The sequence below is a fragment of the Nostoc sp. TCL240-02 genome (assembly GCF_013343235.1).
In the GTDB taxonomy this organism is placed as follows: Bacteria; Cyanobacteriota; Cyanobacteriia; order Cyanobacteriales; family Nostocaceae; genus Nostoc.
This window is the reverse complement of sequence record NZ_CP040094.1, coordinates 5,597,702-5,610,888: the sequence shown is the minus strand read 5'-3', so window position 1 is coordinate 5,610,888 and position 13,187 is coordinate 5,597,702. Positions and strand designations below refer to the sequence as shown.

Here is a 13,187-nt window from a genome sequence, read left to right as displayed (position 1 = left end):
AATTTATTGTTGCAAACATTAGGGATATGCAAAACACAGATATAGTTGTTATTGGTAGCGGTATTGGCGGTTTGAGTTGTGCTGCTCTTTTGGCGCGATATGGCTTTGATGTGATAGTCTGCGAAAGCCACTCCATTGCTGGAGGCGCTGCTCATGGTTTTGAGCGCAATGGTTTTAAGTTCGACTCTGGCCCGTCTCTCTATTCTGGACTATCTTACAGCCCCTCTGCTAACCCTTTGCGACAAGTGTTAGATGCAATTGGTTCGGAATTGTCATGCGTCACCTACGATACTTGGGGTTGTTGTCTACCAGAAGGTGATTTTGACACGGCGGTTGGTGCCGATCAATTTTCTGAAGTGCTGATGAAATTTTGTGGTGATAATGCTGTTGCTGAATGGCAAGAACTCCAGCGCGTTATGGAACCATTTGCCAGGGCTGCAACTTCCATACCACCAGCCGCATTACGCTTTGATTTTGGTGCAGCTAGAACTGTGGGCCCATTTCTACCATCTATGACAAAGAATGTGGCAAATATAATCAAGCTGACGGGCCCTTTCAGCCGAATTATGGATGGGGTTGTTAAAGAGACGTTTACCCGAAACTGGCTGAATTTACTTTGCTTTCTCCTTTCTGGATTGCCCGCAGATGGCACTAGCGCCGCAGAGGTAGCATTTATGTTTGCGGACTGGTATCGCCCAGATGCAATCCTTGAATATCCCATTGGTGGGAGTAGTGCTTTAGTTGACACTCTTGTACAAGGGTTGGAGCGTCACGGCGGAAAACTGAGGCTAGGCGCTCATGTGGAGGAAGTGCTTGTAGAAGGTAATTGTGCGGTGGGTGTGCGTCTGCGCGATCGCTCCGAAATTCGGGCAAAACGAGCAGTAATTTCTAATGCCTCGGTTTGGGACACACTGAAGTTACTACCAGATAAAGCAATACCTAAACAGTACCGCAATAAACGACAAGCTACACCTGAGTGTGATAGTTTTATGCACCTGCATTTAGGCATTGATGCTCAGGGATTACAGTCAAATTTGCGGTGTCATTACATCGTAGTCAACAACTGGGAATTGGGCATAACAGCACCTCAAAATGTGGTGGTGATTTCCATCCCTTCAGTCCTCGATCCATCTTTAGCGCCAGCAGGTAAACATGTGATTCATGTATATACACCTGGTAATGAGCCATACTTTATGTGGCAGGGAATGGATAGAAGGAGTCAAGAATATGCCGAACAAAAGCGATCGCGTGCAGAAGTAATGTGGCAAGCTTTAGAACGGGTAATTCCAGATATTCGCTCTCGTTGCGAAGTCATACTTGTTGGTACACCTCTAACTCACGAGCGTTATCTCCGCCGTCATCAAGGTTCCTACGGGCCAGCAATTCAGGCTGGAAGCGGTATGTTTCCCGGTCCCAGCACACCCCTACCAGGATTGATGTGCTGTGGCGACTCAACATTTCCCGGTATTGGTTTACCAGCAGTCGCCGCCAGTGGGCTGATTGCTGCCAATACCCTTGCACCAGTTAATAAGCATTTAAAAATGCTTCAGGATATCAGGTGTATTTAATTTTATAAAGTCTAGTTGCCAAGAGAGCCGCACCCACTACCAAAACTGCCAGTACACTATCAGGTTCGGGTACGGCAGCAACTTGAGCATCAATTCGTGCAGTTCCAGCAAATAAACCTGTCAATTCCGGTTTTTGCAGTATCTTTGCAAATTCTGGAGAAACCAGCAATTTAACATCAGGGATGGTTAAATTTTGGCCATCAAATACCGCAGGTTCTGGAATACTCAAATCAAACAAAATCGTATCTAAAGAAAATGTGTCTCTTAAAACAAATCCGCTAGCATCTTGAACGGTACGTCCTGGAACAAAACCAATTGAAAAGTCACCAACAGTAATTTGATTATTGAAGGTAACAGTACCAGTATGTTCGATTGTTCCTGAAAGCGGAGTAAAGCCGCCCTCGTCGCTAAACGTAAAGTTGGTGGCTGAGTCGATGTCAAAGCCGACTAAATAATTGCTGGGAATTGGTGCAACTGTATTATTGCTGCCTGTCAAGGTTAGCCCGATACTTTTAAGTATATCTTCGTGATCGCGATCGATGCTGGTGACTCCTGATATCACTTTAAAAGTTGCAGCTTCTACCTGCATTGGTGCAATTGACATAAAAGCTGCTGTTGTACAACCAAGAATCCCTGCAAATTGAGAAAAACGCATATATATTCCTGATGATATTTGTAGTTTATTTTATCGACAAATGATCTTTTTTAATTTAAAAACTTAGAATTTACTGCTAAAAGACTACACTCAAAATATAAAAAGATAGTTTTTGAAAGTTTATATCAATCCACGATCAAGTTAATACACTTGCTTAAGTTTTATAGTTACAAATGCAAATTTAATTAGGTGGATAAAAATAGATATCACTATACAGATTATGCTGTGAGTTAAAGGCTTATTGCTAAACTACCTAGAAAAATGTCATTCGCTCTACGTGTGTTGCATCATTGAGAAACTGTACGCGATAGACATCTGGATTGCTCAATTTTTCCCATTCAGCATAACCGATGCGATCGTCAAAATGCTTCAGAATCATCGCCATTAAATTGCCATGTGTCACAATCGCAGTTATGCTGGTTTTTTGCTGTAATACTTCATCAATTACAGCTATCCCACGCGCCATAGCACTACGACTAGACTCACCACCATCCAAATATAAATCAAGATTGGTAAATGACTCAGCCAATCGCTCACGCCAATCATCAAGCGGTGTTGGACACAGCACGCGCTCGGTAAGTCGATTATCAATTTCGATTGAAATACCCAGACGTTCAGCGAGTGGAGCAATTGATTGATATGCTCTCATAAATGGACTGGAGATAACCCGCTCGATCCCAAAGCTAAATAACAAATCAGCAAGAGCGATCGCTTGGAAGTGTCCCTCTGATGTCAGAGGTGCGTTAGGTTCTTGTCCAACTGCTTGGCAATGTCGCACAATGTATAGGGTTTTCAGCATCAAGTTTCTGTTTTAGAAATAAAAAACTCAAAATGAGGCAGCAGATGAGCGAGTTTCCTCCTGCTACCTCTGCTTTTTCCTAACTACTCAACGCCTTTAAGAACCGTTGCAAACTCTTAAATATATTGGGCTTTCTCGCAGGTGCAGCGTCCGTTGTTGTTTGTGATTGTCCTTTTAAAAGGATCTGATCCAAATCATCACCCGATGGTTTTGTGGGTAATTCAGCAATTCTTTGATATTCGCCGTCGGTTTCCAGCCAAACTTCCCACTGTCCTGGATAGCAGCGAGATAGAGCGCTTTGCTCGTCGATGGGGCGCAGGTAATAACAGGATTCAATGGTATTAGTGAAACGCAGGCGAGTTTGCCTTGCTGCATAACCAATGCCCACAGTTCCAGAATCTTCTAAACGGGGATTTAAAAAGACTACAGGGCGATCGCCTATTTCTTGACATAGCTTTTCCACCTGCGGTACTTCTACGGAAGTGGGGGCAATGAATAAGAAAATCTCATCCTCTGGCTGAATTTTGGTTTGCAAGGAAGCAGTCCTTCCCGTACCAATATCCAAAATTTGAAATGGTGCATCTGTCCAATTGCGACGCGCTAAGGCCGCAGCCCCCGCGTCAGCAAAGAAAATCTTCAAACGGGAATCGTATTCTGTAAACAGTGGCAGAAATTGTTCCGCCACTGGCATAAACTTGAGTTCTGGAAACAGGAACTCAACTTGTATGCGAGTACAACCATCTGCAAGAGCAGCTTGGACGGCTGCACGAGATTGGGCGATCGCATCTTCAAGGGTATTAGGAAGTTCACTCATAGTTTTTTATGTCGCTTTAGCGTTACTTCCATTGTTCCAGTATTGGCTATGATTGAGGGAGTAAACACAAAGCTGTTTTACATTCCAAATTTAGAGTGCGATCGCATAAAAGACACACTCAAAATTCTACCTGTTAGAAAAAGACTTATTTAAAACTTTTAGCGACAGTGAGATAGAGCGCCGATCAGATAAAACCGAGATATTTTGATACGCGATACGCAAGCAAAATCCCTGCAATACCACCAATAACGCTAAAGAGGATCGAGGCAAAGGATAGCAAACTTCCACCCCACAAGACTGGGATGTAGCTGCCAATCGTAGAGCCAATGAACATCCCAATCCCAATAATGAATTTATTCATTCAAGAAAAGCCTCAAAAGTCATAAAAATAAGTCGTGCTTGAACTCCTTTATGGCTCAAAATATTAGCTTTTGGGAAAAACTCATTTAACAATACCGAATACCTCGCCTATTCACAACTACTCAACCCAGTTTTCTAATAGGAGCGTAGAAATACGAGAAAATTCTCGCACATTATTGGTGACAAGGGTAACTCCTAAACTCAGCGCATGAGAAGCAATGAGCATATCCATTGCACCAATAATAAGTCCTCTACTTTCGAGATCACTTCTGATGCTGCCGTAAATCGTTGCAGATGCTTGATTGAATTCGACAATTTCTAGAGGTAGCAGAAATTGCATCAGGGCGATGTGATTTTTCTCTTGCTGTTGACTTTTGGCAACTCCATATTCTAGTTCGGCAATGGTGATAGAGGAGATACCAACATCAGAAATGCTAAGGGTTTGAAATTTATCCAGTACTTTTTGGGGTTTTTACTTGATCAGGTAAATGCAGATGTTCGTATCAAGCAGGTAAAAAGCACCCGTGTTTAGCTAGTTTATACGGCTAGTATTCCCACAGGTATGCGATTATGTCACATTTAATTTAACGTTTAACTAAAGATAAATCCGGTGTTAGCCTTTGCAAAACTTGCTTCAACACCATCACCGTCCAATCTATATCAGCTTCAGTTGTATCACGCCCCAATGTGATGCGAATTCCTCCCAAAGCGGCTTTTTCGGAATAACCCATTGCTAACAATATTGGACTAGGGCTAAGTTTACCACTGTGACAGGCAGCACCAGCACTGATGCCGATGCCAGCAAGGTTTAGCTGTCGTACCAAGGCTTTACCGCTAAGTTTTTTACCGTCGGCGTTTTCTAAGCACATACTTACATGGTGAGGTAAACGATCGCAAGCATCACCTGTAGGAATTAAACCAGGAATCTCAGTTAATTGGGCAAAGGCGCGATCGCGTAATTCAATTAATCGTGGTGTTTCTGTAGCTAATTCTTGCGCTGCTAATTCTGCTGCTACACCAAATCCGGCAATTATCGGTACTGCTTGCGTACCAGAACGCAGTCCCATTTCTTGTCCACCACCACTCAGTAAGGGCATCAATTCCACACCAGGACGCACATACAATGCCCCTGCACCTTGCGGGCCATATATTTTATGACTAGAAAGGCTAAGTAAATCTACGTTTAGTTGTTGCACATCTATGGGTAAACGTCCCGCAGCTTGCACCGCATCTGTATGGAACAAAGCCCCATGCGATCGCACAATTTTACCCAATGTTGCGATCGGTTGCACTGTCCCAACTTCACTTTGACCGTAAATTATAGAAACCAAAACTGTGTTATGTCGCAACGCTGCCTTTAAATCTAGGGGATTGACTCTACCTTTAACATTTACAGACAAGCGCGTAACTTCCCAACCCCACATTTCTAGCAACTTTACTGTTTCAGAAATTGCGGAATGTTCGACGCTGGAAATAATTAGATGTTGAGGAACAGCATACAACCGAGCCACACCCATTATTGCCAAATTATCTGCCTCAGTGCCACCAGAGGTAAAAATGATCGATTCAGGATTGGCGGCGTTAATTAAACCAGCAACTTGAACTCTGGCTTGTTCAACAACCGTTGCAGCCCGTTGTCCCCACTCATGTAAGCTGGAAGGATTGCCCCACTGTTGAGTCAGGATTGTTTGCATAACTGCGATCGCTTCTTTTCGAGTGGGAGTAGTAGCGCTGTAATCTAGATAAATTTGCATATAGCCGATAATGGTGAGAACACACTTTGGTAATAGGCTGGCGATCTTTTCAGAAGATGCAGTTTACATGGATAAATCCTGAAAAAAATCTTTGTAATTCTGCATCTAGGAGTGGATTTTTCCCTTTGTTTGGAAAGTTATTTTTCTAATTAATTTAGAATACAAAATTTTGGGAATGATAAATCTGTCCACTCTCAATCCACTTTTAACAGATTACAGTGCAACTTATCTCTAGACAAAGATATTTTTCATATATCTTTTTACTAATATTCTCCCTCGCTGGTTGTCAACGAGTCCAGTCTTTCAATCAGCGTCCAGCACCTTTACCACAAGACCCTTTAGTTCAAGTTTACTTTAACCATTCTGAGTCTTCAGAATACAAAGAAGCTTATCGTCAGCAAACTCGCTTGGGAGATGATTTAGAAAAAGAAATTGTCAATGCTATTATGCACGCTAAATCTACAGTAGATGTGGTGGTCCAAGAATTACGTTTACCCAAAGTTGCCCTAGCACTGGTTGATAGACAAAAATCTGGGGTAAAAGTCAGGATAATTTTAGAAAATACCTACAGCAGACCTTGGAGTAGTTTAACATCTGCTGAAGTCAGTAAGTTAGATAAAAGGGAACAAGAACGCTACAACGAATTTCGCAAATTTATCGATATTAACCAAGACAATCAACTCAGCCCAGCAGAAATCAATCAAAGAGATGCTTTAATAATTTTGCAGAATGCTAAAATTCCCTGGATAGACGATCGAGCAGATGGTTCAGCAGGTAGCAGCTTGATGCACCATAAATTTGTGATTGTAGATAATCGCATTGTAATTATCAGTTCAGCGAATTTTACGCTAAGTGATACATCTGGTGATTTTACAAATTCCAATACTTTAGGCAATGCCAATAACTTATTGCAGATTGACAGCCCAGAATTAGCATCTTTATTTACAGAAGAGTTTAATATTATGTGGGGAGATGGGTCAGAAGGTAAGCCAGATAGTCTATTTGGGTTACAAAAACCGATGCGATCGCCTAAAAAAATTACATTAAATCAAACCACAATTACTGTACAATTTTCGCCAACTTCTCCAACTGAACCCTGGAGTAACAGTAGTAATGGTTTAATTGGTAAAACTTTAGATTCAGCAACTAAATCTGTTGACATGGCCTTATTTGTCCTTTCCGATCAGCGACTTGCTAATATCTTAGAAAATCGCCATCAACAAAACGTGCAAATTCGCGCTTTAATTGAACCACAATTTGCATATCGTCCCTACAGTGAAGCCTTAGATATGATGGGAGTTGCTCTCAGTAATAAATGTAAATATGAAGTTGATAACCATCCTTGGCAAAATCCAATTACTACTGTAGGTGTACCTGTTTTACCTAAGGGCGATTTATTACATCACAAATTTGGTGTAATAGATAGCCAAACAGTAATTACAGGTTCTCATAATTGGTCAGACGCTGCTAATAATGGTAACGATGAGACACTTGTAGTAATTGAAAATCCCATAGTTGCGGCTCACTATGTGCGAGAATTTGCTCGTCTTTATACCAAAGTTAAACCCGGCTTACCACCAGCAATTCAAGAAAAAGTTAAATTAGAACAAACACGCTGTCCCCAAATAAAAAGTTCTTCATCAAGTGAACTACAAGCAATTAAACAAATAAATATTAACACTGCAAGCTTGGAAGAATTAGAAACTCTCCCTGGTGTGGGTAAGAAGTTAGCACAACGGATAATTCTTAGCCGTCAACAGCAAAAATTTACATCTTTACAAGACTTAGAAAGAGTTTCAGGGGTTAAGGCGAAAACATTGGAAAAATGGCAATATCGCCTAACTTGGTAGCAGTCTTGGTTTAAAAGATAAGATCCCCCTAAATCCCCCGATAAATTGGGGGACTTTGACTCCGATTCCCCCCTTTTTAAGGGGGGTTAGGGGGGATAAATGAGTATCTAAAATCACAGCCAACTTCTTTTCAAACAACCTCTTAGGCACACAAATTAAATGCGATCGCTACTTAAACCAATCAAACTGCGTGAATGCCCATTCCGAGAAAATCGTTCTGCGATTATTTTTTGATAAACTGCCTCATAGCCATCAGTCATTTTCTCAACGCTGAAACTGTTTTCAACATATTGGCGGCAAGTATAGCGGTCTAACTCTATTACCTGATCGATAGCACTGATGCACTCTTGAATATTATTGCAGAGGAATCCCGTCTTACCGTGGGAAATTACCTCTCGAGTAGACCCTAAGTTCATCGCAATCACTGGCGTACCCGAAGCCATTGACTCAACCATCACTAATCCAAAGGGTTCCCGCCAAGTAATGGGGAACAGAGTTGCTACTGCACCTCCCATGAGAGCATTTTTTTGAGCATGATTAGCTTCACCCAAGTACTGAATTTGCTCTCCGTCAATGTGGGGTTTGATTTCCTTCTCAAAGTATTCCACATCAACAACATCTACCTTACCTGCCATTTTCAAACACCAACCGGCAAGTTTTGCAATTTCTATTGCTAAATGCGCTCCCTTTTCAGGAGACATCCGACCCAAAAACGCTAGGTAGGGCGGATCTTCTGGTTGAGCGTGAAAATTATAACTGCTGACATCAATTCCGTTGTAGACCGTTGCTATACAGTTCAACCCTAACCTTGGTTCTCGTTGTGCATCGGAAATACTGACGTAGGGTTGTTTTTTACCAAAACTAAACATCTTTTCGTTGTCAGGGGTAAAAATACCGTGCAACGTATGAACCGTAGGGGTTGTGACGAGATTTGCGTAAGCCAGTGCCCCATGCCCGATATGGGAGTGAATAATATCAAATTCTTCTGCGCGTTCATACACTGAAGCGAGATTCAGCATTTCATAAACGCTGTAATCTTTGATAGTGCGATCGAGTCTGAGGGCACTGGGATGAACTGATACAAGTTTTGCCAGACTGATAGAATCTCCCGATGCAAATAAAGTTACTTCATGTCCTCGTCTGACTAATTCATCGGTTAGTAACCCCACTACTAACTCTATACCTCCATAAGCTGGAGGTGGAACTCTTTCCCATAATGGAGCTACTTGAGCAATTCTCATCACAAACCTCCTAAAAAATAAAGCTTGAATTAGAAGTTTTTTATTTCTGTTGTCGTAGTGCTTGTAATTAATTCACTTGGCATCAGAAAGTAACTTCGGATACTAAATCTATTAACAATTTCCTTCAAATCTTATGCTATTTATTCTATATTGCTTGTCTATCCTAGTACAGAAATTATCCACTCCTAAAGAGGTAAATCTATTCTGATATATTAATTTTTGGTTGTTTGGTGTAATTTTAAATATAGATTTTTTGATGAATAATAATTTTATAAAATTGCCTAAACTTACTTTAAATAGTAAGATTAGGCGATAAATATCCAATTTCGCTTATTAACTATCGGATTTACAAATATTAATTAAATAATCAAACGTGTAGGTACTCTTTGAGCGGCTTTCCGTACTCTAAAAGATAAACTGTAGCCGTCCAAAAGACAGATTTTGGTAAATTAGGTATTTTGAAATCAAAAACAGCAATTTTGTTAGAAGTTCTATCAAAGTTTTTCAAGATAACAATCATTTCTGTTCCTATTAACCTTATTTAAAGGCAATAGAAAGTCACGAGAATTACCTCCATGAGTTGGATTCCCTCGTAGCCAAGAGTGAGAAAACAGAGTTAAATAATTGACTTATTACATAAAATATGATATTTTGTATTTCCATCAATAAAAATCATATATATAAACGTGAATATCTCTCCATCTCTCAAAAAACCGCGTGTCTCATGGCAGGCGGTTTTCTCACTAGTAATATTTGTGTTCATGTACCTGCCTATACTGGTACTTAGCTTTTATAGCTTCAATCAGTCGCCCTATAGCGCAACTTGGCAAGGATTCACTCTCGATTGGTATCGCAAGTTGTTCAACGACGATCGCATCTTATCAGCTTTGCAAAACAGTATGATAGTTGCTGGTTGTGCAGTTGGGGTTTCAGCCGTGCTGGGAACTTTGATGGCGGTTGGGTTAGCGCGTTACGAATTTCCTGGCAAGAAATTGTATCGGGGTGTTGCTTACTTACCATTGATTATTCCCGATATTGCGATCGCAGTGGCAACCCTAGTTTGTTTAGCCGCCTTTGCCATACCCCTAAGTTTGTGGACGATAGTTGCAGCGCATATCGTGTTTTGTCTAGCTTATGTCGGACTTGTAGTTGCTTCACGACTTACCAATTTAGATCCCCACTTAGAAGAAGCAGCACTAGATTTAGGTGCTACACCAATCCAAGCTTTCATGCAAGTATTATTACCTCAACTGATGCCTGGTATTTTGGCTGGTTGTCTCCTAGCCTTTGTCCTCAGCCTAGACGATTTTCTCATTTCTAGTTTTACTGCCGGTAGTGGTTCTAACACCCTACCAATGGAAATTTTTAGTCGGATTAGAACAGGAGTCAAGCCTGATATTAACGCTTTAAGCGTCATGTTGATTTCAGTATCTGCGATCGTTGCATTTATAGCTGAATTAATTCGCGCTTCTGGAGAAAATAAAAGCTAAAAACAAAACTTGTAATTAACAATTAAAATTATGGATAACTTGGTTCTCCGTGAACTTTTTTGGATGGCAAAAAAAGCTATATTCAAAGAGATGTTGCAATGTGAACACCTCTACATTCTTCATACTTATGTATTCGTATTTACCAATAGTTAGAAACGTCCCAAAATAAGTAAATATATAAAATTTATTCATCTTCTTGTTCTCGTGTTAAAAGAAGTTTAAGCACATGAATAAACTTCCGTGTTCGCTTCTCTACATAACTGTTTTCAATTAGATAATATTGGGGCTAACTTTGGAGAAAATGCTATTTCCCCCTCATTATGCAAATCTGCCAAAATCCCAATTGCTCAAATCCATTCAACTCTGCTAGCAATAGATTTTGCGTGAGTTGCGGACAAAGCAACTTTGGCAAACTTCTAAGAAGCCGTTACCGCGTATTAAGACTCTTAGGTGAAGGTGGATTTAGTAGAACTTATGCTACAGAGGATGTAGACAGACTAAACGCGCCTTGCGTCATCAAGCAATTTTTTCCCCAATTTCAGGGAACCGGACAACGCACTAAAGCAGCAGAATTTTTTAAAGAAGAGGCTTTTCGGTTGTATGAACTAGGAGAGAATCATACCCAAATTCCTCGATTACTAGCTTATTTTGAGCAAGGTGCTAGTTTGTATCTTGTCCAAGAATTCATTCAAGGAAAAACTCTCTTACAAGAAGTTCAGCAGCAAATCTATGGTGAAAAACAGATTTGGGAACTTTTAGCTGATTTATTGCCAGTTCTGGAATTTATTCATACCCATAACGTCATTCATCGGGATATCAAACCAGAAAATATTATCCGCCGTGCAAGTGATGAAAAACCTGTATTAATTGACTTTGGTGGTGCTAAACAGGTAACACAAACCAGTTTAGGAAGACAAGCGACAGTAATTTATACCCTTGGTTATGCCCCAACTGAACAAATGGCTGGATTTGCTTGTCACGGCAGTGATTTGTATGCTTTGGGTGTAACTTGTGTACGTCTTTTAACTCGATGTTTACCGTTGCAGGATGCTTCTGGACAGGTTAATGACCCTATTTATGATGCTATGAATGCTAAATGGATGTGGCGCGAATGGTTACAAGAAAAAGGTATTACTCTCAGCGACGACTTAGGAAGAATTTTAGAGAAATTACTAAAACATCTACCGAGTGAAAGATATCAAACAGCAGTAGAAGTTATCAACGATTTGAAATTTGCAACATCGAATATTGAACCTGTTGCCCTGAAAATCGTTTCGATGTCTCAACCTATATTACCGCCGCTACCACAAAAAATAATAGTACCATTACCTCCCTTAGAAACTTTTGAATTTGACGTAGTGACAGTAGACACAGGTGGTAGAGAAGTAAACCGCATGAGTGGTAATGCCAACTTCTTTGCGGAAGAATTGGGTAAATCTGTCACCTTAGAAATGGTATCGATTCCTGGTGGTACTTACATGATGGGTTCACCAGAGTTTGAGGGAGATGCTGACGAACGTCCTCGGCATAAAGTCACCGTTGAACCATTTTTTATGGGGAAATTTCCCGTAACTCAAGCCCAGTGGAGAGTAGTAGCAGCTTTACCCAAAATCAAACAAGCTTTAAATCCCAATCCATCGAAATTTAAAGGTTTAGATAGACCAGTAGAAAATGTATCTTGGTATGAGGCTGTAGAATTCTGTCTCAGACTATCAGAAAAAACTGGACGCGACTATCGTTTACCCAGTGAGGCTGAATGGGAATATGCTTGTCGGGCTGGAACTACAACATCTTTCCACTTTGGCGAAACCATTACCTCTGAGTTAGTCAGTTGCACTATTGAACCAACAAGCAAATTCCGTAAAGAAACAACTAACGTCGGTAGTTTTGAAGTCGCCAACGCCTTTGGATTATACGATATGCACGGGCTAGTTTGGGAATGGTGCGCTGACTCGTGGCACAACAATTACAGCGATGCACCCTCAGATGGAACAGCCTGGGAAGTTGGTGGTGATATTAATCGCCGAGTGCTACGTGGTGGTTCTTGGAGTTTCAACGCCGAACTGTGTCGCAGCGCCAGCCGTAGCTGGAATGAGTCAGACGGTGGGCTGAGAGTTTGTGGCTTTAGAGTAGTATTTTCTGTAGAGGAGATTATTTAGCAATTTGATTTATAGGCTGTAGTAATCATGAAAGACAAAATTGAGAAAGGCGACATAGTAATTATCAATAAAAGTGGAAAATATCATCATCAAATAGGTGAAGTTATTGGGGTTGATTACAATATTTTCTTTGTCAAAATAGTAATAGTCAAGTTAGGTAATCAAGAAGAAAACTTTGAAGAAAAAGATTTGCAATTAAAAACTAAAAAGCCGAGTATTGAAGAAGTCTTTATATCAATAGACAAAATTCTGGAACAAGTTGAGCAAATTATTAGCTTGTCAACAAAAGAGAAGGTAGAGCTACCCAACCGTCTGAAATATCTTAAATTAGATATTCCTAAATTAGATAAACAGCTGATTCAAAAAAACTTTGACGGTATAGATAAAATACTCGCAGCAGCAAGAGAAGTAGACTCTTCAGGAAACTTTTGGCAGGAAATAGATCCTAATTTAGAGAAAATAAGCTGGTGGATTAGAACAAGCCTGTGAAGCAATAA

At 40.6% G+C, this 13,187-nt stretch carries 10 protein-coding genes and 1 pseudogene; 5 read left to right on the top strand and 6 right to left on the bottom strand.

The window, feature by feature from the left end:
• The first annotated feature begins 26 nt into the window (after positions 1-26).
• The gene (locus FBB35_RS23860; RefSeq protein ID WP_174711710.1) at positions 27-1,568 is read left to right on the top strand and encodes an NAD(P)/FAD-dependent oxidoreductase; all 1,542 of its coding nucleotides are present in this window, start codon (positions 27-29) and stop codon (positions 1,566-1,568) included.
• Here the strand turns inward: FBB35_RS23860 and FBB35_RS23855 are convergent.
• The 5 genes and pseudogenes from FBB35_RS23855 to FBB35_RS23835 form a co-directional block, all read right to left on the bottom strand.
• A complete protein-coding gene (locus FBB35_RS23855; protein ID WP_174711709.1) occupies positions 1,555-2,223 on the bottom strand; it encodes a hypothetical protein in 669 nt (222 codons plus the stop codon). The two genes, FBB35_RS23860 and FBB35_RS23855, sit on opposite strands and share 14 nt — an antisense overlap.
• A 253-nt stretch (positions 2,224-2,476) precedes the next feature.
• The gene (locus FBB35_RS23850; protein WP_174711708.1) at positions 2,477-3,022 is read right to left on the bottom strand and encodes a histidine phosphatase family protein; all 546 of its coding nucleotides are present in this window, start codon (positions 3,020-3,022) and stop codon (positions 2,477-2,479) included.
• A 79-nt stretch (positions 3,023-3,101) separates the two neighbouring features.
• Entirely contained in the window at positions 3,102-3,836 is a 735-nt protein-coding gene (locus FBB35_RS23845) for a DUF1995 family protein (RefSeq protein WP_174711707.1), read from the bottom strand.
• A gap of 478 nt (positions 3,837-4,314) precedes the next feature.
• Positions 4,315-4,707, bottom strand: a pseudogene (locus tag FBB35_RS23840) (type II toxin-antitoxin system VapC family toxin).
• 73 nt (positions 4,708-4,780) lie between these two features.
• A complete protein-coding gene (locus FBB35_RS23835; RefSeq protein WP_174711706.1) occupies positions 4,781-5,950 on the bottom strand; it encodes a cysteine desulfurase family protein in 1,170 nt (389 codons plus the stop codon).
• A gap of 218 nt (positions 5,951-6,168) precedes the next feature.
• Here FBB35_RS23835 and FBB35_RS23830 point away from each other — a divergent pair, with 218 nt between their 5' ends.
• The gene (locus FBB35_RS23830; RefSeq protein ID WP_174711705.1) at positions 6,169-7,800 is read left to right on the top strand and encodes a DUF655 domain-containing protein; all 1,632 of its coding nucleotides are present in this window, start codon (positions 6,169-6,171) and stop codon (positions 7,798-7,800) included.
• A 155-nt stretch (positions 7,801-7,955) separates the two neighbouring features.
• Here FBB35_RS23830 and FBB35_RS23825 read toward each other — a convergent pair whose 3' ends face one another.
• Complete coding sequence (locus FBB35_RS23825; RefSeq protein WP_174711704.1) at positions 7,956-9,041, bottom strand: glycosyltransferase family 4 protein; 1,086 nt, start codon at positions 9,039-9,041, stop codon at positions 7,956-7,958.
• A 686-nt stretch (positions 9,042-9,727) separates the two neighbouring features.
• Between FBB35_RS23825 and FBB35_RS23820 the strand changes: the two genes are divergently transcribed.
• The 3 genes from FBB35_RS23820 to FBB35_RS23810 all read left to right on the top strand — a co-directional run bounded on the left by FBB35_RS23820 (position 9,728) and on the right by FBB35_RS23810 (position 13,179).
• Positions 9,728-10,531: an ABC transporter permease gene (locus FBB35_RS23820; protein ID WP_174711703.1), complete on the top strand. Its 804-nt coding sequence runs from the start codon at positions 9,728-9,730 to the stop codon at positions 10,529-10,531.
• Positions 10,532-10,851: 320 nt separating this feature from the next.
• Positions 10,852-12,690 (top strand): bifunctional serine/threonine-protein kinase/formylglycine-generating enzyme family protein, encoded by a 1,839-nt coding sequence (locus FBB35_RS23815; RefSeq protein WP_174711702.1) that lies wholly within the window; start codon positions 10,852-10,854, stop codon positions 12,688-12,690.
• A gap of 27 nt (positions 12,691-12,717) precedes the next feature.
• Positions 12,718-13,179: a hypothetical protein gene (locus FBB35_RS23810; protein WP_174711701.1), complete on the top strand. Its 462-nt coding sequence runs from the start codon at positions 12,718-12,720 to the stop codon at positions 13,177-13,179.
• The last annotated feature ends 8 nt before the right edge of the window (positions 13,180-13,187 follow it).